Annotated in this window: 17 protein-coding genes; 10 read left to right on the plus strand and 7 right to left on the minus strand. The window is 59.7% G+C overall.

The window, feature by feature from the left end; translation table 11 throughout:
* The first annotated feature begins 43 nt into the window (after positions 1-43).
* On the plus strand, positions 44-562 hold the full coding sequence (locus HHL08_RS03320) for a 2'-5' RNA ligase family protein (RefSeq protein WP_169571026.1): 519 nt from the start codon (positions 44-46) through the stop codon (positions 560-562).
* 112 nt (positions 563-674) lie between these two features.
* Positions 675-1,343 carry a hypothetical protein gene (locus HHL08_RS03325; RefSeq protein WP_169571027.1) on the plus strand — a complete coding sequence of 223 codons (669 nt, stop codon included), beginning with the start codon at positions 675-677 and terminating at the stop codon, positions 1,341-1,343.
* Between the two features lie 118 nt (positions 1,344-1,461).
* On the opposite strand, the gene HHL08_RS03330 is transcribed toward HHL08_RS03325, so the two are convergent.
* Positions 1,462-2,688: an NAD(P)/FAD-dependent oxidoreductase gene (locus HHL08_RS03330; protein WP_169571028.1), complete on the minus strand. Its 1,227-nt coding sequence runs from the start codon at positions 2,686-2,688 to the stop codon at positions 1,462-1,464.
* 307 nt (positions 2,689-2,995) lie between these two features.
* Between HHL08_RS03330 and HHL08_RS03335 the strand changes: the two genes are divergently transcribed.
* The gene (locus HHL08_RS03335; RefSeq protein ID WP_169571029.1) at positions 2,996-4,144 is read left to right on the plus strand and encodes a tyrosine-type recombinase/integrase; all 1,149 of its coding nucleotides are present in this window, start codon (positions 2,996-2,998) and stop codon (positions 4,142-4,144) included.
* A 40-nt stretch (positions 4,145-4,184) separates the two neighbouring features.
* Here the strand turns inward: HHL08_RS03335 and HHL08_RS03340 are convergent, their stop codons facing one another.
* Both HHL08_RS03340 and HHL08_RS03345 read right to left on the minus strand, forming a co-directional pair.
* Complete coding sequence (locus tag HHL08_RS03340; protein WP_096060525.1) at positions 4,185-4,379, minus strand: helix-turn-helix domain-containing protein; 195 nt, start codon at positions 4,377-4,379, stop codon at positions 4,185-4,187.
* Complete coding sequence (locus HHL08_RS03345) at positions 4,376-4,591, minus strand: helix-turn-helix transcriptional regulator (RefSeq protein ID WP_169571030.1); 216 nt, start codon at positions 4,589-4,591, stop codon at positions 4,376-4,378. Before HHL08_RS03345 ends, HHL08_RS03340 begins: the two co-directional genes overlap by 4 nt.
* A gap of 549 nt (positions 4,592-5,140) precedes the next feature.
* Here HHL08_RS03345 and HHL08_RS03350 point away from each other — a divergent pair.
* The 3 genes from HHL08_RS03350 (at position 5,141) to HHL08_RS03360 (ending at position 7,550) form a co-directional block, all read left to right on the plus strand.
* Positions 5,141-5,446 (plus strand): type II toxin-antitoxin system RelB/DinJ family antitoxin, encoded by a 306-nt coding sequence (locus tag HHL08_RS03350; RefSeq protein WP_169571031.1) that lies wholly within the window; start codon positions 5,141-5,143, stop codon positions 5,444-5,446.
* Complete coding sequence (locus HHL08_RS03355; RefSeq protein WP_169571032.1) at positions 5,443-5,748, plus strand: type II toxin-antitoxin system RelE/ParE family toxin; 306 nt, start codon at positions 5,443-5,445, stop codon at positions 5,746-5,748. Before HHL08_RS03350 ends, HHL08_RS03355 begins: the two co-directional genes overlap by 4 nt.
* A gap of 218 nt (positions 5,749-5,966) precedes the next feature.
* Positions 5,967-7,550 (plus strand): DUF262 domain-containing protein, encoded by a 1,584-nt coding sequence (locus HHL08_RS03360; protein WP_169571033.1) that lies wholly within the window; start codon positions 5,967-5,969, stop codon positions 7,548-7,550.
* Between the two features lie 157 nt (positions 7,551-7,707).
* Here HHL08_RS03360 and HHL08_RS03365 read toward each other — a convergent pair whose 3' ends face one another.
* Entirely contained in the window at positions 7,708-8,775 is a 1,068-nt protein-coding gene (locus tag HHL08_RS03365; protein ID WP_235954661.1) for a DUF4917 family protein, read from the minus strand.
* Positions 8,776-9,481: 706 nt separating this feature from the next.
* Between HHL08_RS03365 and HHL08_RS03370 the strand changes: the two genes are divergently transcribed.
* Together HHL08_RS03370 and HHL08_RS03375 are read left to right on the plus strand one after the other, a co-directional pair.
* The gene (locus HHL08_RS03370) at positions 9,482-10,126 is read left to right on the plus strand and encodes a hypothetical protein (protein ID WP_169571034.1); all 645 of its coding nucleotides are present in this window, start codon (positions 9,482-9,484) and stop codon (positions 10,124-10,126) included.
* Entirely contained in the window at positions 10,123-11,637 is a 1,515-nt protein-coding gene (locus HHL08_RS03375; RefSeq protein ID WP_169571035.1) for a HEPN domain-containing protein, read from the plus strand. The genes HHL08_RS03370 and HHL08_RS03375 overlap by 4 nt, the downstream gene beginning before the upstream one ends.
* Here the strand turns inward: HHL08_RS03375 and HHL08_RS03380 are convergent.
* Positions 11,634-11,864 (minus strand): conjugal transfer protein TraD, encoded by a 231-nt coding sequence (locus HHL08_RS03380; protein ID WP_169571036.1) that lies wholly within the window; start codon positions 11,862-11,864, stop codon positions 11,634-11,636. The two genes, HHL08_RS03375 and HHL08_RS03380, sit on opposite strands and share 4 nt — an antisense overlap.
* Positions 11,865-11,886: 22 nt before the next feature.
* Positions 11,887-12,192: a conjugal transfer protein TraD gene (locus tag HHL08_RS03385; protein ID WP_169571037.1), complete on the minus strand. Its 306-nt coding sequence runs from the start codon at positions 12,190-12,192 to the stop codon at positions 11,887-11,889.
* A 173-nt stretch (positions 12,193-12,365) separates the two neighbouring features.
* Between HHL08_RS03385 and traA the strand changes: the two genes are divergently transcribed.
* Positions 12,366-15,359, plus strand: coding sequence for a Ti-type conjugative transfer relaxase TraA (gene traA, locus HHL08_RS03390; RefSeq protein WP_169571038.1), 2,994 nt, complete (start codon positions 12,366-12,368; stop codon positions 15,357-15,359).
* Positions 15,360-15,377: 18 nt separating this feature from the next.
* Complete coding sequence (locus HHL08_RS03395; protein WP_169571039.1) at positions 15,378-16,130, plus strand: DUF6118 family protein; 753 nt, start codon at positions 15,378-15,380, stop codon at positions 16,128-16,130.
* 101 nt (positions 16,131-16,231) lie between these two features.
* Here the strand turns inward: HHL08_RS03395 and HHL08_RS03400 are convergent, their stop codons facing one another.
* Positions 16,232-19,369 carry a type I restriction endonuclease subunit R gene (locus HHL08_RS03400; protein WP_169571040.1) on the minus strand — a complete coding sequence of 1,046 codons (3,138 nt, stop codon included), beginning with the start codon at positions 19,367-19,369 and terminating at the stop codon, positions 16,232-16,234.
* Positions 19,370-19,451 lie beyond the last annotated feature (82 nt).

The raw sequence follows: 19,451 nt of genomic DNA on the forward strand, positions 1-19,451 counted from the left end.
TAGGCGCAGATCATACACCCGATGGCGACAGACAGGAAGATAGATGACGACAGCGGAACAAAGCGCCCCGATCATCGTCACGGCGCTGATGGGCGCGGCCGATTTTGCCTGGGCGGACGGGCTGCGCCGCGCGCATTTCCCGCCGGAGCGCAATATGTTGTCGGCGCATGTCACGCTGTTCCACCATCTGCCGCCCTCGCTACTGCCGGAACTGTCGGATCGGCTGAAAGGGCTGTGCCGCGGCCCAGCGCCAGTGGCGACGCTCGCCGCCGTCATGCCGCTGGGGCAGGGCGTCGCCTATCGCATCGACAGTCCCGGCCTGATGGCGATCCGCGATGAACTGGCCGACGCCTTCACCGGCCTGCTGACCCCCCAAGACCAGGCCCGCCCGCGCCTCCATGTCACGGTCCAGAACAAGGTGAAGCCCGACGTGGCGAAGGCGCTGGCCGCGCAACTGACGGCCGACTTCCGCCCACGCTCCTTCGCAATCGCGGGCCTCGCTGCATGGCATTATCGCGGCGGGCCTTGGGATCTGGCGATGAAGGCGATGTTCCGGGGGTAGGGGGGAGAGAGGCAATGCGGACGGTCGGAAAGCGACCAATTTAAGACATTGGCGCACGGCGGTCGGCAAGTTATTGGAAGACTATGCCAGAAAATCTGTTGGGTGATATAGCATGACTAAGTTGCCAGCTTCGATGCTTCCGCAACTCTATGCTCAGCTTATGGAAGAGGTTAAAGAGCGCTTAGATGCGGTCGAAGATCAATCTCAGCAGGCACAGCGCGCCATCGGCAAGCCCGCAGGCTACATTCATTGCGAATATGCCTATCTACAAATTCGTAAAGTCATCGAGCTAATTGGGATCGCGGTACTCCTCGCGCATAATGAAATCGACGATTTCCGTACTAGGGATTTTATGAAGGCTTGGAACGCCGAAGCGCTATTCGGACGACTGGAAAAATTGAGCAACGATGCGTTCCCTGAGCCGGCAACGGAAGAAAACATCGACACCGAAAAGGGGTCTGCTGATCTTCTGATAGGCGACTCCACAGATACGAATCGCCGAAAACTCAAGGAAATATATCTAGCCTGTTCTGAGGGACTGCACGCAGGCAGCTTGAGTAATCTCATCAAGTCGGGTGGAAAACGGTACGATATTGGAAAGTTTGTCGAATGGAAAAATTTCATCGTGTCGCTTCTCAATCATCACGTCATTCTTCTTCCTGACCGGAAAAGCATCATGATTGTTATAATGTCGAGTTTACCGAAAGGTGCAGTTCATTGCCGTTTTGAGCGACTTGTCGAAAATGATATCACGTTCGGGCAGAAGTGGGAGCCAAGATAATAGTTGTGCCTGCCTGTTGTGCATAGCAGCCGTTCCGCTACCCACCCTTATTTGCCGTGTTGGGCAATAGTCGCAAGCCGCTCGCCGCATTCAGCAAGCAAGCGGCATACCCCCCCATTCAGGCCAGCCCCACTTCCTTCAGCGGCACGCTCGCATCGGCCAACTGCGCCACGTCCAGCGCCGCGCCGCCAATCACATGCGCCCGTCCCTGCACATAATCCTTAACCATGTTGACGCAATCGAGCGCGATCACCTTGCCGCCCTTGAGATACACGACGGAAAAGCTGCGTGTTGCGGTGTCGCCGCGCAGGATCGCCTGATCGAAACCGGTGGACAGCCCCACCGTCTGCAACTTCAGATCATATTGGTTCGACCAGAACCAGGGGACGGCGTCATAGGCGTCTTCCTTGCCCATGATATGCGCCACCGCGACCTTCGCCTGGTCGTTGGCGTTCTGCACCGATTCCAGCCGCATTTGCGCGCCGCCGGCGAAGCGGTTGGCATGGGCCGCGCAATCGCCCACGGCATAGATGTCGTCCAGCGAGGTGCGACAAAATTCGTCGACGTCCACGCCATTGCCACCCGTCGCGCCCGCCGCAATCAGTGGCCCGGTTTCGGGGATGATGCCGATGCCCACGATTACCATGTCGGTTTCGATCCGCTCGCCATCCTGCATCAGCACGGCGGTCGCTTTCCCGTCGGTCACCTCGATACAATCCATCCGCGCGCCAGTGCGCAGGTCGACGCCATGGGCACGATGCTCGGCCTCGTAAAAGCGTGACAAGTCTTCGCCCGCGACGCGCGCCAGCACCCGGTCCAGCGCTTCCAGCAGCACGACGGTCTTGCCGAACTTGGACAGGACGGCCGCGGCCTCCAGCCCGATATAGCCGCCGCCGATGATGGTCACATGGTTGATGCTGTCGATCTTGGCCATCATCGCATCGACATCGTCGCGGCGGCGCACGGCATGGACATTATGCGCGTCCGCGCCGTTGCAGGTTAGCATCCGCGGGCTGCCGCCGGTGCACCAGATCAGCTTGCCATAACCGATCTCCTCGTCGCCCGCGGTCACGAACTTGCCGACCGGATCGACGCTCTTCACCCGCCGGCCCAGCAGCATGTCGATATTGCGTTCGCCCCAGAAGGTTGCGGGGCGGATCAGGATGCGGTCGAAGCTCTTGTCGCCTGCAAAATATTCCTTGGACAGCGGCGGACGTTCATAGGGCGGATATTGCTCGTCGCCGATCATCGCGATCGATCCTTCAAAGCCCGCCTGCCGCAGCGCGATCCCCGCCTGCGCGCCCGCATGACCCGCGCCCACGATCAGAACGTCATAATAGCTCATCCGCCCACTATCCTCTTTGCCCTGTTTGCGCCGGTGATTGGCGCGCTTTTGGGCGGGAGGCAAGGGCGTTATCTATCGTTGGGATGATATTTGGTAGCGGAGGAGGCGCTAAAACTTTCGTATCAGGCAGGTTCAGAGCGTCCCCAAGTCCACTGTAAAATCAGCAATTTATATTGCAGTATGTTCGCGGTCGGTCGCCCTCATTTGCCTGAATCCACGTCGAAATGTGGGAACGAAAGTGGGACGATTTTTGGCCTCATAATGTGGGAACCGAGGCGAAAAATTCCCTAACAGGGAACCAAACCCGATGGCGCTGACAACCTTGAAAGTGAAGAACGCGAAGCCTGGTCGGCATACCGATAGCAGAGGTCTTTGCCTGCTCGTGAAGGACAGCGGGGCGCGGACATGGGTTCTGCGAATGCAGAGAAACGGGCAACGCCGTGACTACGGGCTGGGATCAGCGTTGGACGTATCGCTAGCCGAGGCACGCGAAGCAGCAACAGCGTTACGCCGCCGTGTTCGAGAGGGCTTCGATCCAGTCGCCGAGCGTCGGAAGGCGCGAAAGATCGTGCCCAACTTCGAGGCCGCGACTCGAATTTGTCATGAGACGCTGCGTGAAGGCTGGAAAGGTGGGCATCATGCAAAGTGGCTGTCCAGCTTCGAAAAGCACGTCTTCCTTAAAATCGGCAAGAAGCCGGTAGACCAAGTGGACAGCGCCTGCGTGGTCGAGGCGCTTGCGCCAATCTGGCTCGAAATACCGGAAACCGCGCGCCGCATCCTCCAGCGCATCAGCGTCGTTCTGGATTTTGCGCACGTCAAGGGATGGGTACCGGAGGAAGTGTCACTCCGCTCCGTTCGGAAAGGGCTTCCCCGCCAGAACGACAAGCGCGGTCATATGGCAGCCATGCCCTATGCCGAAGTCCCGGCGCTCATGCAGAAGCTTGCGGGAGCTTCGCCCACAACCGGGCGCGATGCCTTGCGCTTTACCATCTACAACGCTGTACGGTCGAATGAGACGCGCTTTGCGGTATGGTCCGAGTTCGACCTTGATAATGGCATCTGGAGCATTCCCGGCGAGCGCATGAAGGCGCGGGAAGCCCATATCGTGCCGCTTTCCGCGCCTGTCGTTGCGCTGCTGCGCAAGCGTTGGAACGAGCGCACCAGCGACACCGGGCTTGTGTTCTCACATAATGGCGAGAAGGCGATCAGCGACGTAACCATGACCAAGCTGTTGCGAGATGACGGAATCGCAGGGATAACGGTCCACGGCTTCCGTTCATCCTTTACCGATTGGGCAGCGGAGCGAACGCGCTTCCCGAAAGAGGTTGCCGACAAGGTGCTGGCGCACAAGCTGCCCAACAAGGTCGAAGCCGCTTATCGCCGGACCGACTTTTTCGACAAGCGGCGCAGCCTCATGGCGCGTTGGGCCGAGTATCTCGACCGCACAGAGACATAGAGCGGCAAGGGGAAGGACGCCGCAGGAACGGCGTCCGACCCTACAGCGCTCCGCGTTGCCGCCTGACCAAATCGTGCAGGCTGGCGGTGGTGATACGGGTTGCCTTGCCGAGCTTCACCGTTTCAACCTCGCCAGCCGCGATCAGTTCATAGAGCTTGGTGCGACCGACGCCGATCATGCGCGCCGCTTCATTAACGCGGACGCAGATTGGATCGGGGGGCGGGAGCGCGGTCATTGGGCATGGCTCCCGGCCCGTTCTTCGCGATAGCTGACAGGATCGGCCATCCAGCGTTCGATGGACGACTCCCGCCAGCCAGCGCCATGAACGCTGATTCTGATTTGAGCGGGAAACGTCCCGTCCGCGATCTTGCGGTAAATGGTTGAACGGGAAAGCCCGGTGCGGGCCAGAACGGTCTTTAATCGAATGATACGATCGGTGTTGGACATCTACTTATTCCATACGTGCGCCAGTTATACCTTTCCCCCATGAGAGTTGAACAATGCGGGCCGTCCCTCAGCCCGCAAGGGGCAATCGGCGCGCATAGGGCTATGGCGGGCCTACGGCGGCAAATGTCGGGGATCGGCGGAGATTTCGTGCAGACGGCAGCCATAGCGGATCATCGGTAGCCCCAGGCGGCAAGAGGCGGTCGCCTTTTGCCCGGAGAGAGCAGGGCGGTGCCTTGCAAGGGCAAGCAGCGGGCGCTTCGCCCTTAAAATGATAGCAATCGACCTGTTCGAGTCGTACGCCATGGCGGACCTCTTGTTGACGACCCGCCAAGCCGTCTTTTGCTATGCCTCCGGTGCGTATGCTGTCTCGGTTTTTCGGAGTGTGCAAGTGGATAGGAAATGAAGTTCCGGAAGTAGGCACTACACTGCCGCTTTCGGCATTTCAGTGCCGATTTGTACATTTTGGTGGCACTTGTAACACCGTGACTGCCGTTTCCTGATGGCAATTGTCATGCGATTGAATTACATAAAAGCCCAAGGAGTGATCCGATGGCCAATAATGCCCTGATTCAGACACGCATCGATTCGGACGTAAAGGACCGCGCCTCCGCCGTGTTCGAGCGGATGGGGCTTACCGTATCAGACGCCGTGCGCATCCTTCTGACCCGCACCGCACGCGAGGGCGTTGCCCCCATGGAGCTGCTGGTAGAGCGGCAAGCCTATGACCAGTGGTTCCGGGCGCGGGTGCAGGAGGCGCTGGGCGACGATCGGCCTGACATTGACGACGCCGAGGTTTCCGCGCGATTTTCCGAGCTTCGCGCGAACGCGCGAAAGGGCATCAAGCCGGTGCAATGAAACTCGCTTGGTCCAATCGGGCGACGACTGATCGTCTGGCGATATTCATTTGGATTGCCGAGGATAATCCGCAAGCCGCTGCCGATGTGGACGATCGGATTGAAGCAGCGGCCCAGCGCCTCAAAGACTTCCCGAATAGCGGGCGTCCGGGCCGGATCGAATGCGCGCGCGAATTGGTGATCGCGCGCACGCCTTATATCGCACCTTACCAAATCAATGGGGATACCGTGCGCGTCCTTCGCGTAATCCATGGCGCGCGCATGTGGCCCCACGATATTCCCCAGGAGTTCGCCCCGGAGTAAGCTGCCAGATACCCCCCGTTGGTGTACGATTGGCCGGTAGCGGAATGGCGGCTCTTTATTGGAGGATGTCGATAGCCGACATTTGGGGCCGCCAAGCGTGGTGCGGCAACGGGGCGGGGCAAAAATGTAGATATCCATATGCTTACGTATTACGGTTGCAACGAACAAAGTCGGTATCGCCGTGAAAAGCAAATTCGGTCCCAATGGAGGGGTTTTCAATGGATTATCAGTCTTACTCTATCCGTAAGATACTGGATGCCGTTACTAGCGGCGAGATCAGAATACCTGCTTTCCAGCGCGGCTTCGTTTGGGAGATGGATAGAGTAGCGCATCTTTTAGATAGCATCTATAAGGGATATCCATTTGGCTCTCTTCTATTCTGGCGTACTAAGCAACAGTTAGCTGCTGAACGTAGTCTAGGTACATTTACATTACCTGATCCAGAGGCAGAGTATCCGATAGACTATGTGTTGGACGGGCAGCAACGCCTGACATCTATCTTCACGGTGTTTCAGACCGAGCTGAAGCCTGAAAAAAATCCTGAATGGATGGACATCTACTTCGACCTAGACGCGGGCGACAATCCTCAAGACAGCGCTTTTGTTGCACTGGAAAAAGTTGAGGATGCCGAACGCCAACGATATTTCCCTATGCGTGTCTTGTTTGATTCCGTGGGCTACCGATCCAATACCGAACATTTGGACAAAACAAGAATTGCGACCATCGATAAACTCCAAGAGAAGTTTAAAGAGGTTACAATTCCCGTTCAGGTACTCAAAAGTGAAGATCGGTCAATCGTCGCAATTGTCTTCGAAAGAATTAATCATCTCGGCGTAGCGTTGGATACGCTGCAACTGCTGTCGGCTTGGACTTGGAGTGAGGATTTTGACCTTTTAGACAAGTTCCGTGACCTTCGAGACGAATTATCAGATTTCGGATTTGCTGGCGTTGGGGATGACTCCGATCTGATCCTTAGTTGCGTAGCAGGGATTTTAGCAGGTGAGCCAGGCCCTGAAACGCTACTAAACTTAAACGGATCAGATGTTCGTGCACAATTTCCTCGCGTCGAACAGGGCATTCGCGGCGCGATCGACTTTCTCAGAACTCAGCTGAAGGTTGTACACCTAAAGCTACTACCCTATCCATCAATGCTCGTCCCGCTAGCCGTCTTCTTCGCCGAACCCGAAGGAAAGGATGTCGTATATAATGCGGCAACTTATAACCGTTTGAAACGGTGGTTCTGGCGAACTTGCTTTTCTGCTCGATATTCCAGCCAAACACGCAAGACGACTATCTACGATATTCAACAGGCAGAGCTTCTGAAAAATGGCCAGCCAAACACCTTTGGCGAAATTGACCTGAAAGTTGACGAAGCGTTCTTCAAAAGTTCGTTTCGCGTAGGCGCTGCTGCCACAAAGACTTTCGTTTTGCTGCTATCTAATAATTATCCAAAAAGCTTGTTGTCGGGTAAAGAAATTGATCTCGACCGAGTGTTGCAAAGCTACAACCGGTCTGAATTTCATCACACTTACCCGCGAGCATTTTTGCGTGAAAATGGATATGATGAGCCATCAATAAATATGCTTGCTAACTTTTGCTTTCTTAGTGCTGCGGAGAATAGAAATATTGGTAGAAAGCGGCCCTCTGTGTATCTGCAAGATTTGGGGGGCACGGAACATAACGTCGATGAGACACTCGCTTCTGCCTTTTGTGCAGCGGAGGAGTTTAACGACGACTATGACGGTTTCATAAAGGCGCGGATGGCCCGTCTTGTTGCCTTCGCGGAAAAATTAACAGCCTAGGATATGAAGCAGCGCACTTACCATCCGGGGTTTCAACGACGGATTTCAGGACCATTAGAATTGCGGGAGATCGACCGAAATCGGCGCAAAGCAGTTTTGCCGGGAGGTACGCGAACCGTCGGCTTTCGGTAGGCCTTATCGGACCTGCCGTTGTCGGTTAACTCCATACGTTGGCAGACGCAGCGTCATAGAATTCAACTTCGAGCGGCACCTTCTCGTGTCGTTGCGCGGCCAAGCCATGCGCGCGCGTAATGATGCGGTTGTTATCGTCGCTGTCGGGATCGCCATAGAGACCGAGATAGAGTTTTGGGAACTTCCCGCGCGCCATCCGGATCAGGATGTGATCGTCATTGGCGGCGAGTGAATGACCGAAGATGAAAAAGCAATGCTTGCCCTGCTTAACATTTGCAGTGAATTGCTTAAAGCCTTGGTACAAATAGGCATTGTGACGAATCTTAGCCTTCTTCTGGCTACTCGATCCCTCGGCAACGAACAATGGATAGGCGTCGCCATCGATCGCTTCACGGGCCTGTTCGATCAGCGGTATGCCCTTGCGGACCCAGGTATATTTCTTCAGTTCCGAGCCGGAGTCGAACAGGTGCAGCGCGCCATGGAGGAAATGAATGCGGGCATCATGTGCGCCGACTTCGCCCTGCCACACCACATATTCGGCGTCGGGCGCATCCTCGTGATTTCCAAACCCGTCGTTCCGTGCAAGGTTGAGCGTCGTACCGAGCGGATCGTCGTCGTGCATCAACGCCCAATAGAGCAACAGATCATAATTGAGCGTGAAGACCTGTCCGTCCTCGCCAAGGAAATGGTTGAGGAATGCCCGGCATGCCCAGAATTCCTCATCGGCAACTTCAGGTGGTATTGCGGGATGGTTGCCGGCAATCGTCTGAATGAGGATTTCCTTTAATGCCCCAGCGTGCGCTTGCATCTTGGCGATCGCACCGGCACCGTCGGGCACATAAGCTGGCAAGATGCGCGCGGCGTTTTCGAGTGAGCGTATCGCGGCTTCGAAGTCTTGGGTGCCGAGCGCCTCGAACACCGTCTTCACTTCAGGGCAAGCACTGAAGTCAGCCTGCGCGAATAGCGAGCCGTAATGGAAGATGTGCTTCCGGCAGGCAATGCTAAAACCATTGCCGAGCAGAAGATGCCGTTTCGAGAACCTAGCGGAATCCGCGATTGCCTCGTCGAAAGTCAAAAGCGCCATCGTCGCCATTCCCCTATAATTTCCCCGACATCTTCAGTATCCTAGATACTGACGGATGCGAAACTTCCAAATATCTGCGGTCTAGGCGGCCGCTCCTGCTGGCACAGTTGGTGAGGAAGATGGCACTACAAGCCGTAGCGAGGCTCCGCAGGCGGCTAAACGAATTTCCGCTTTCGCCGATTTCGTTGGCGGTGACGTACCAACCGTCAATGGCGCATTGCCGTCTGTCGGGAAGCGCATTGGCTTCAGGCACGAGCCACACAATTCTGCGGCGACACTGCAAATCACGATGTCACAAGAACTGGTGAATGGCGGAATGCGTGAGAATTACCGCCGGATTGGCGAGTTGCCCGACAACCGCAGCCGAAGGCTTCTTTCAGGTTGAAGACTGCCTGCCGGACTTTGCGGTACGTTCGCTCTCCAATCGTTCGACCTCCTTTTCGACGAGGCTGCGGATGAACTGAGCGCGCCGATTGGGGCCGATCAGATCGTCAATGCGCTCCGCCAAGCCATTCGGCAGACGGACAACGGTTGTTTTTACTCCGAGCGGCGGTCTTCCCATGGAAGTTTCGTAACCGACGATGACGCCTGTTCAATCACAAGTTCATTAAGGGATATCGGTTATTGATTAATGCCATTCTTTTGTCGTATAAGCGATATCTGATAGTCTTTTGCGAGATGTAATCCAAAGGACGTAGCCGATGGAGGCAAGGCAATGGCGAAAGGTGAATATCCGTCTGACGATTCGAAAATCGGTACATCTCGCCGCGCTCTGCTACGCGGATTAACCGTCATACCAGTTACGGCGTCGGCGATTGCCTCGCCCTGGGAGGGCGCACTGGCGGCGTTTCACCAACGCTACGAGGATGAACCCGCCAAGCTTGAGCGGACGAAGGAGGGCCGAAGCATAAGCCGCTTCCGCTATCACAATGCCGAACGCTGGATGACCACGCTCGAACCAGATTTCTTCATCGAACCGCGACATGCAAAGGAAGCGCTGCATCAGGCCGGTTTCGTGACCCAGCAGGCGCTGTGTGCCTATCTGCTCGACATGGGCTTTGCCGATGCGTGGAACGCCCGCCACATCAAGCAGGACATCGCCAAGGCGCTGGCCTACGCCAATGCCTGCGGCTTCGGTCACAACTGCCCCGACATGGCGCGGCTGGCTGAGGTTCTCTCGCCCTACTGGAAATGGGGCTATCATTATCATGAGTGGGAGGAAGACCGGCCCCGCACGGGTGGCTTCATTCCCGCCATGATTACGCCCCTTGTGCGTGCCTTGGTGGACCGCGTGCATGACGTGACAGGCCACCCGCGCCCGAAGGGTTGCCAGCGTCGCCCACAGGAGGCGCGGTCATGATGCTGCGTATCGACGCCGATCATCTGCCCGCGCCGATCCGGGACGAGCTTCTTCACATCACCACGATCCTGTTCGATGCGTTCGAGGAAACGACCAAGGGCCGATGCTCTGAACATTTCCGGGCGGGCCGCATACTCACCCTCATCCTGCACGGTCCCCATGCCGAGATGGACTGGGGAGAGGTCGCGCCGGGGGAAGCGTTCCGACTGCTGGCGATCGTCAACTATTCCCGGCTTGCCCGCAGCGAACGCGACTGGCGACTGGTGCGTGATCGGCTCCGCCGCGCGTGGGAGCATGGCGAAATTACCCGTCCGGTGCGGCTGAGCGTGGAAAGCCTTGAGCGGATGAACGGCGCTCTTGTCGAAGGCGTCCCGCATTTTGTCACGATCGCTGAGCAGGGCATCGCGCTCTATCAGATGGAAGGCTTGCGGCTGAAAGAGCCGCGCTACCTGCCAGCGCGAGAACGGGCGATCCGGGGCGTGGCGGAGTTTATCCGGTGGTATCAACGCGGCACCGGATTTCTGGCTGGCGCGGCTTTCTATCGGAACCGGGGCGATGCGCCGATGGCGGCGCTGCTGCTGCATCAGGCGTGCGAACATTTCTATCTCTGCGTGTTGCGATCCATCAGCCTGCACGCGCCGCGCACCCATGCATTGGATGAACTGCGCGAGGCAGCGGAAGCGCTGGACCCACGCCTGTCTTCGGCGTGGCCACGAGACAGTCGGTTCGAGCGCCGGGCGTTCGGCTGCATTCGCCGCGCCTATGTCGAAGCACGCTATGGGCAATCCTACCGCATTTCGGGCGAGGAACTGGCATGGGCATTCGAGCGGGTGGAGATATTGCAGGAGCGGGCAGCGTCCGCCTGCGCAGATCATCAGGCTTCGCTTGCCGTGATCCTGCCAGCAGCGATGATTCCACCACCGCCAGCGCAGACGACAGCGATAGCGCTTTCCCGACCTGTGCGCCGCGCCAATATGCTGCAACGGACATGGCGGATCGTGCGTCGTGTCGCCCCATCACCGGGCCGATGGAATCCGCTCATTCCCATTCGCCGGTTCTGGCGCTCCGACAGGTTCATGGACTGGGTTGACCATCTGCCCTTGGCGATTGTCTGCCTGTGCTTCTTCATGGCGGGGGCCGAGGCAACGCTATGGCGGGTGAAGTCTGCGCAGGCCGTCCGTTCCGAACCGGCAGACCTGTCCGCCGTGCTGGACTTCGACGTGCGGGCGGACACGGTGTTAGGCGCGGTCATGGATGTTGCGCAAAGGGCGGGCTACAGGGTCAAGGCCAATGAGGACATTTGGACGGTGCGGTGGACCGGAGCCTATCGCGCCAAGGCGACGACCTTCGACGCGCTGGCGGACATTCTCTATGGCTCCGGCCTGTGTCCCGCGATCCGAGATGGCTTCATCACCGTGCGCTATTGCGACAAGAGCAGCCCGCCCATGGCGGCGATGGTCGAGTATCAGGCAAAACCGGACAGCAATGTGCGCTTATCGGTTTCGCGCTAACCGCTGCTCTCGTCCGCCTCGAAGGCCCGCTTACCCTTGCGCTTCCAAAGGGCAAGTGCGTTGGCGCGTTCCTCACTGCGCAGTCGGTCGGCAACCGTGAGGAACGCGCCATAGAGCGTGGCGCGGTCATCGTCGGTGAGTTCGACCAGCCCCGCCTTGATGACGAGGCCACCCAGTTCGATCAGGTGCCGCGTTCTTTCCCGCCGCTTGACCTGCCACTCGCGCATGTCCGTTCGCGCCTTTCGAGCTTCAAGCCGATGCCGCGCCGCCGTCGCGCGGGAGAGTGCCGCTCTGCTGGCCAGAAGGTCCGCCCGCAGGTTTGCCGCCTTTGCCGAGAAAGAAAGCTGCGCCCGTCTTGCGCCATCCCTCCTTTGTCGGCGCGTCTTTCACGGTAGCGGCATGGAGCAGCGCCCCGGCCAGCACATCGGCGTCGAGCGCATCGGCCCCGGTCGCGGTCACCAGTTCGCCAAGCTGGCGCACGCGCCGTTCTTTGAGGGTCTTGGCCTTGTCAGCGAGGGCTTTGAGTTCCGAATCAAAATCGCGGGGCTTGCGCATCGTAAAGTCTCCATTGAGTGACGATGACGCTATGATAAGATGATCGCTCCGCAAGCGCAGTAGAGTCGCCGGGACAGTCTGACACCGCCTAGTCCCGTCCGAGAAATTTTCGAGAAGGGCGCGCTTATACGTCGTTCCGACGTGCGCTTGAGCGGTGTAGATGGACGATCGTCATGGCGATCTTCCATTTCTCCGTTCAGGTCATCTCTCGCGCGACGGGGCGTTCCGCCGTCTCTGCCGCCGCCTATCGCGCAGGCGAGCGCCTGCACGACGAGCGCCTTGATCGGCCCCAAGATTTCCGCGCCCGCTCCGGCGTCGAGCATAGCGAAATCCTGTTGCCAGAAGGCGCGCCCGAGCATTGGCGCGACCGCGAGCGCCTCTGGAACGATGTCGAGGCATTCGAGAAGCGCAAGGACGCCCAGCTTGCCCGCGAGGCCGAGTTCGCCATTCCGCGCGAAATGACCAAGGTGCAGGGCATCGAGCTTGCCCGCGATTTCGTGTCTGCGCAGTTCGTGGATCGCGGCATGATCGCCGACCTCAATGTGCATTGGGATATAGGCGCGGACGGCCAACCCAAGCCGCACGCCCATGTCATGCTCACCATGCGAGAGGTCGTGCAGCGCGAGGACGGCACCGCTGGCTTCGGAGCGAAGGTGCGCGAGTGGAACGATCATGAGAATGTCGAGCGCTGGCGCGAACGCTGGGCCGATCATGTAAACACCCGCCTTGCCGAACTCGACATTGACGCCCGCATCGATCACCGCAGCCTTGCCGATCAGGGGATAGACCTTGAGCCGCAGAGCAAGATCGGCGGCCCTGCACATCGGATGAACGCCCAGGGGCTGGAAGCCGACCGCGCGGAAATGCACCGCGAGATCGCGCGGGAGAATGGCGAACGCATCATCGCCGATCCCGGCATCGCGCTCAACGCCATCACCCACCAACAGGCAACATTCACCAACCGCGATATGGCGATGTTCATCCACCGGCATAGCGACGGGCAGGAGCAGTTCAACGCCGCCATGCGCGCGGTGCGTAATTCGCCGGTACTGATCGCGCTGGGCAAGGACGGGCGCGGCGACGAGCGGTTCACCTCGCGCGATATGATCGAGACCGAACAGCGGATGAGCCGTGCGGCGGACAGGCTTGCGATGGACCGGAGCGATGGTCTCTCGGCGGCGGCGACCTACGCCAGCCGCGCCGCCGAGAGTGGTGGCCTTGCCCTGGGAGCAGAGCAGAAATCTGCGTTGCGCCATATAACGGGCGAGCGCGGATTGTCACTGGTGCTGGGTTATGCCGGGACGGGCAAAAGCGCCATGCTGGGCGCGGCGCGCGACGTGTGGGAAAGCGCGGGTCTCAACGTGCGCGGCGCGGCGCTTGCGGGCATCGCCGCCGAGGGACTTGAAAATGGTTCCGGCATCGCCTCAAGGACCATCGCCAGCATTGAGCATGGCTGGGCGCAGGGCCACGATTTGCTCAACTCTCGCGACGTGTTGGTGATTGACGAGGCGGGTTTGGTCGGCACGCGCCAGATGGAGCGCGTCCTATCCCATGCCGCCGAAGCTGGCGCGAAGGTGGTTCTTGTCGGTGATCCGCAGCAATTGCAGTCGATCGAGGCGGGCGCGGCGTTCCGCGCGATCCATGAGCGCCATGGCGGAGTGGAGATCACGCAGGTTCGCCGCCAGCACGAAGGCTGGCAGCAGAGCGCCACCCGGCATCTGGCCACCGGCAGAACCGGCGAGGCGATCGCCGCCTATGCTGACAAGGCCATGGTGCATCAGGCCGAGACGCGCGAGGATGCGCGGCATGAGCTGGTCGAGTGCTGGGACCGCCAACGGCAGGCCGATCCAGACGCCAGCCGCATCATCCTAACCCACACCAATGCGGAGGTGCGCGACCTCAACGAGGCCGCGCGCGCGGCGATGCGCAACGCGGGCGAATTGGGCGAAGAGCGCCAGGTGAAGACAGAGCGCGGCGACCGCCTGTTCGCGTCCGGCGACCGCATCATGTTCCTACGCAACGAACGCAGCCTTGAGGTGAAGAACGGCACGTTGGGCACCATCGAGAAAATAAGCGAGGGCCATATGTCCGTCCGCACCGATGACGGGCGTTCCGTATCGTTCGACACAAAGGATTATCGCGACCTCGCCCACGGCTATGCCGCCACCATTCACAAAGCGCAGGGCATGACCGTGGACAGGGCGCATGTGCTGGCGACGCCGGGGATGGATCGCCACGGGGCTTATGTCGCCATGTCCCGCCATCGTGACGGCATGGCGCTCCATTATGGCCGTGACGATTTTCGCGATCAGGCCCGGCTTGTCCGCACGCTTTCGCGCGAGCGCGGCAAGGATATGGCGACCGATTACAGGCAAGACGACCCGGCGAGGGAATATGCCGAGCAGCGCGGCATTAGCTTCGGCGAGCGCGTCGCGGAAATCTTCAGGCCCATTGTCGAGAAGTCGCGGGGGATGTTCGACAGCTTCCGGCCCACTATCCTGCCGCAGCAGGATCGCGACATCTTTGCGGGCTTCCAGCCTAAGGCCGAGCCGCCCATGCAGGAGCGGGCCGTTCAGCGCCAGCCCGAATATGATACGCAGCGGATGCGCGCAGGCGGCGTGCGCGGCGCGGTTGAGCGCTACGCCAGAGCGCTGGACGCAATCCAGCAGACCCGCGCACAGGGTCTGGACGCCATGCCGCACCAGCGCGAAGCGTTCGACAGGGCGCGCGCTGCTCTGGACGCCATCCGCCCCGAAGGTTCGTCCGACTTGAACAGCGCGTTCCGCAGTAGTCCGGAGCTTGTCCGCGAGGCCGCCGACGGGCGTGGTCAGGCCGCCGTGCGGGCGATGCAATTGGAGACCGAAATCCGCATGGACCCCTACAGCCGAGCCGACCGGTTCGTGGAAGGGTGGCAGCAATTGCAGCGTCATCATGCGGAATTGGTGCGTGATGGCAATTTCCGGGGCGCGAAGAGCGCCGCGCAGCAGATGGCGGGCATGGCGAAAAGCCTCGAACGTGACGCCCAGCTTGAATCGGTGCTGGGCCTGCGCAGTCGCGAACTTGGGCTTGAGATCGGCCAGCAGGTTGGCCGCAGCCTGTCTCATGACCTCGCATCCTCCATCCCCTTCGATCACGGACGCGACATCAGTCGCGGCATGAGCCGCTAACACCAAGGAGACCAAACCATGGACGACGAGCAGAGGCTTTTGAACGAACCGGAGCCGGAACCACGGCCCGATGCCGCCGCCGAGGCGTTCGCGCATCTCTCGGAGCGTGTCGCCGCTATGGAGGAGCGGTTGGACGGGCGCATGGCGGTAATGGCCCGCGCGCTTGAGCATATCGCCATAGAGAAGCAGAGCCTCGAATTTCCAGACTACGGGCCGACGCTTGCAAAAATGAACGGCTATCTTGCGACGTTGGCGGGGCAGACCAAGAACATCATGGACGCACCTGCCATGCAGTTGACGCCGGAGAGCATGGCGGAGCGGATCGGATTGGCGGCGCAGGCCGAGCGCGAGACCGACCGGGCTACCATCAAGAAGTCGCAGGAGTTGCATCATCAAGCCCATGCGGATCAGATGCGCGCGGTCGGGACCATTCGGACCAAACAGGATCAGCGCTGGCACATGCTGTATTGCGGCGGCGGCGCGGCACTGGCCGTGTCGCTTCTGTGGCTGGTCTATCCCGGCTGGGCGGCCAGCATAGGCCCGCAAAGCTGGCTCTGGCCGGAACGCGTTGCCCGTCGCACGCTAGGCGAGCCTACCCTGTGGGATGCCGGTATCCACCTGATGCGAACCGGGAACCCGGAAGGCTGGCAGGTGATCGTGGACGCCGCCGACTTGGCCCGCGAGAACCGCGATACTATTGCCGCGTGCGAGAAGGCATCTGCCAAAAGTAAAGGGCCAGTTCGATGCACCATCAGGATTAGGAGTCGTTGATACTCTTGGGAGCGCATCCCGCAATCGCGCGGTGACGAAAAACCCTACGATTTGTCGGACAGGCGCTTATTCACGACCTGAAGAGTGGTAATGCTTCTTCCTTAATGCCTAATTTCCCGAAGCAAAATCTCCGCCTGCGCCAGCACAGTCTGTACCGCATCATCAGCGAGATCGGGCGGGTATCCATATTTCTTGAGGATACGTTTCACCAACACGCGCATCCGTGCCCGCGCGCTTTCCCGCTGGTGCCAATCGACCGTCACGTTGCTGCGTAGCTGCTCCAGCAGTTCGTGAGCGATCACCCGCAAGCGATCATTACCCATTGCTTCAACGGCGCTCTCATTCTCGGCAAGCGCATCGTAGAAGGCGATTTCCTCCAAACTCAGCCCTTGCTCCTCGCCACGCGCGCGGGCCACCTGCATATCCTTGGCGAGGCCGATCAGCGCCTCGATCATCTCCACAGCGGAAATGGCCCCGGCATGATAGCGGGCCACCGCTTCCTCCAGCCGGTTGGAGAAGGCGCGGCTTTCAACGAGGTTGGTTTTGGAGCGGCTGACAATCTCGCCGTTGAGGAGCTTCTTCAACGCCTCCAGCGCGAGGTTCTTCTTCTCCATTTTTCCGACTTCCATCAGGAACTCGTCGGAAAGAATCGAAATGTCGGGCGACTGTATACCCGCGACCTTGAGGATGTCGATGATATCGGAGGAGGCCACCGCCCGGTCGACAAGCTGCTGGACGGCGAAGGCGCGATCCTTTTCGCTGATCTTGCCGGTCGCCGTGGTCTTGGCCAGCGCCGCCCGAATCGCCTGAAAGAAGCCAACTTCATCCCGGATCGTCCGAGCTTCATCGCTGGCGGACGCGAGCGCATAGGCTTTTGATAGTCCCAGCACCATGTCGAGAAACTGCCGATGCGCGCGCTTCTTGTCCTCAACGTCCTTCTGCTTGGCCGCCTGTGATTCCTGCCACCGGAGAACCCAGTCAATAGCCCCGCCCAGACAGATCAGCCGTTCACGCGGCTGGCCATCAATGCCGGGGCGGTAATCGAAGCCGTGGAACAGATCGCGGATCGCCTCATAGCGTTCCATCAACGCCGCCACCGCTGCGGATTCATCAATACCGGTCTTGTCGCGGTCGCTATCAGTATATTGGCCAAGCGCACTGCGAAGGCTCTGCGCCACCCCGATATAATCGACCACCAGCCCGCCGGGCTTGTCCTTGAACACGCGGTTTACGCGGGCAATTGCCTGCATCAGGCCGTGGCCGCGCATCGGCTTGTCGATATACATCGTATTCATGCACGGCGCGTCGAAGCCGGTCAGCCACATATCGCAAACGATAACGAGGCGTAGCGGATCGTCTGGGTTACGCGCCCGCTTGGCGAGGTCATCTCGCCGCTTCTTCGCGCCAATATGCTGTTGCCATGGAAGCGGATCGGACGCCGCGCCGGTCATCACGATTTTGACCACGCCTTCTTGGGTCTCGGTAGAGTGCCAGTCCGGGCGTAAAGCGATGATCCTGTCATAGAGCGCAATGCAGATGCGGCGGCTCATGCACACGGCCATCGCCTTGCCGTTCATCGCATCGATGCGCGCTTCCAGATGCGTCACCAAGTCCGCCGCGATTTGCTCCAGCCGCTTGTCGGAGCCGACCAGCGCCTCAACGGCGGACCATTTCGCCTTCATCTTTTCGGCTTCGGTCAGCGACTCATCTTCGATCAGCGCCTCAATCTCAGCGTCGATCAGCGGCTTTTCGTCGTCGTTGAGTTCGATTCGCGCTAGACGGCTTTCATAGAAGATCGGCACCGTCGCGCCGTCCTCCACCGCGCGGCTGATGTCGTAAATGTCGATATATTCGCCGAAGATCGCCGGGGTGTTGATGTCCGTCGCCTCAATCGGCGTGCCGGTAAAGCCGATGAAGGAGGCGTTGGGCATCGCCTGCCGGATGTAATGGGCATAGCCGTAGCGGCGCAGGCCAGTTTCCCGGTTGAGTTTGGATTCAAAGCCATATTGGCTGCGGTGCGCTTCGTCGGCGATCACAATGATGTTGCGCCGGTCGGACAGCATCGGGAAGCTCTCCTCGCCGCGCTCCGGCGAGAATTTCTGAACGGTCGTAAACACGACGCCGCCCGCCGCCTTGTCGAGAAGCTGTTTCAAGTCATAGCGGCTGTCCGCCTGTTCCGGGTTCTGGCGGATCAGGTCGCGGCACAGACCGAAGGTGCCGAAAAGCTGGTCGTCCAGATCGTTGCGATCCGTCAGTATAACCAGCGTCGGGTTCTCCAATGCTGCCGATTTCACCGCCAGCCCGGCGAAGAACGCCATCAACAGGCTCTTGCCCGACCCTTGGGTATGCCAGATGACGCCGATCTTGCGGTCGCCATCCGGGCGAGTAGCCTCAATCGCCTGCCGCACGGCCTTTTGCGCGCCGTGAAACTGGTGATAGCCCGCAATGATCTTGAACGGGCCTTCGCCTTTGTCGCCAAAGACGATGAAATCGCGGATCAGCGCCAGAAGGTTTTCGCGCGTGAACACCCCACGCAACAGCGTTTCCAACTCCGGCGTGCCGCGATGGGCGAAGTCCTGCCCGTCCACGGTCCGCCACGGCATGAAGCGTTCCTGATCGGCAGTGATCGACCCGATCCGCGCCTCCATCCCGTCGGACGTGACCAGAACGGCATTGGTGCTGAACAGGCTGGGGATTTGGTGCAGATAGGTCTGCAACTGATTATAGGCGTCGCCTAACGTCGCGTTCTGCGAAGCCGCGTTTTTCAACTCCAGCACGGCGAGCGGCAGGCCGTTGACGAACAGCACCACGTCCGGGCGGCGGTTGGCGCGGTTCTCGACCACGGCAAACTGATTGACCGCCAGCCAGTCGTTGGCATCGGGGCGGTCAAGGTCGATCAGCCAGATTTTGGTCGCGGCGGTCTGCCCCCGGTCGTTGCGAAATTCGACATCGACGCCTTCGGTCAGCAGCTTGTGGATGCGCCGGTTTTCCTCGACCAGCGAGGGCAGTTCTCCAGTCAGCACCCGCCGTAGGGCTTCGTTTCGGGCGGGTTCGGGCGCATCGGGGTTGAGCCGCGCAATCGCCGCCTCCAACCGTCCGACAAGGATCACATCGCTATTGGATCGCCGCTCCGGCGCGACGCCATCGGGCGCAAGGATGGAGCCGTGGAGATAGGTCCAGCCCAGCTCTTGCAGCGTTTCCAGCGCCGCCAGCTCAACGATGTTTTCCGTAATGCTCATCTCGACGCTTCGCCGCTGTAGGAGTATTGTCGGGGCATGGGCCGGTCACTGCGTAGCGGGGGCTGGCCCGCCTGTTCTGATG

Origin of the sequence: Sphingobium psychrophilum (assembly GCF_012927105.1) — a bacterium.
Taxonomy (GTDB): domain Bacteria; phylum Pseudomonadota; class Alphaproteobacteria; order Sphingomonadales; family Sphingomonadaceae; genus Sphingobium; species Sphingobium psychrophilum.

What these genes read in the sequence shown, in the direction of transcription:
- HHL08_RS03375 (WP_169571035.1), top strand. Translation starts at nt 10,123, where the DNA reads ATGATGCTGCGTATCGACGCCGATCATCTGCCCGCGCCGATCCGGGAC.
- HHL08_RS03340 (WP_096060525.1), bottom strand. Translation starts at nt 4,379, where the DNA reads ATGACCGCGCTCCCGCCCCCCGATCCAATCTGCGTCCGCGTTAATGAA.
- HHL08_RS03400 (WP_169571040.1), bottom strand. Translation starts at nt 19,369, where the DNA reads ATGAGCATTACGGAAAACATCGTTGAGCTGGCGGCGCTGGAAACGCTG.
- HHL08_RS03355 (WP_169571032.1), top strand. Translation starts at nt 5,443, where the DNA reads ATGAAACTCGCTTGGTCCAATCGGGCGACGACTGATCGTCTGGCGATA.
- HHL08_RS03350 (WP_169571031.1), top strand. Translation starts at nt 5,141, where the DNA reads ATGGCCAATAATGCCCTGATTCAGACACGCATCGATTCGGACGTAAAG.
- HHL08_RS03385 (WP_169571037.1), bottom strand. Translation starts at nt 12,192, where the DNA reads ATGCGCAAGCCCCGCGATTTTGATTCGGAACTCAAAGCCCTCGCTGAC.
- HHL08_RS03335 (WP_169571029.1), top strand. Translation starts at nt 2,996, where the DNA reads ATGGCGCTGACAACCTTGAAAGTGAAGAACGCGAAGCCTGGTCGGCAT.
- HHL08_RS03365 (WP_235954661.1), bottom strand. Translation starts at nt 8,775, where the DNA reads ATGGCGACGATGGCGCTTTTGACTTTCGACGAGGCAATCGCGGATTCC.
- traA (WP_169571038.1), top strand. Translation starts at nt 12,366, where the DNA reads ATGGCGATCTTCCATTTCTCCGTTCAGGTCATCTCTCGCGCGACGGGG.
- HHL08_RS03330 (WP_169571028.1), bottom strand. Translation starts at nt 2,688, where the DNA reads ATGAGCTATTATGACGTTCTGATCGTGGGCGCGGGTCATGCGGGCGCG.
- HHL08_RS03380 (WP_169571036.1), bottom strand. Translation starts at nt 11,864, where the DNA reads ATGCGCGAGTGGCAGGTCAAGCGGCGGGAAAGAACGCGGCACCTGATC.
- HHL08_RS03370 (WP_169571034.1), top strand. Translation starts at nt 9,482, where the DNA reads ATGGCGAAAGGTGAATATCCGTCTGACGATTCGAAAATCGGTACATCT.
- HHL08_RS03395 (WP_169571039.1), top strand. Translation starts at nt 15,378, where the DNA reads ATGGACGACGAGCAGAGGCTTTTGAACGAACCGGAGCCGGAACCACGG.
- HHL08_RS03320 (WP_169571026.1), top strand. Translation starts at nt 44, where the DNA reads ATGACGACAGCGGAACAAAGCGCCCCGATCATCGTCACGGCGCTGATG.
- HHL08_RS03360 (WP_169571033.1), top strand. Translation starts at nt 5,967, where the DNA reads ATGGATTATCAGTCTTACTCTATCCGTAAGATACTGGATGCCGTTACT.
- HHL08_RS03325 (WP_169571027.1), top strand. Translation starts at nt 675, where the DNA reads ATGACTAAGTTGCCAGCTTCGATGCTTCCGCAACTCTATGCTCAGCTT.
- HHL08_RS03345 (WP_169571030.1), bottom strand. Translation starts at nt 4,591, where the DNA reads ATGTCCAACACCGATCGTATCATTCGATTAAAGACCGTTCTGGCCCGC.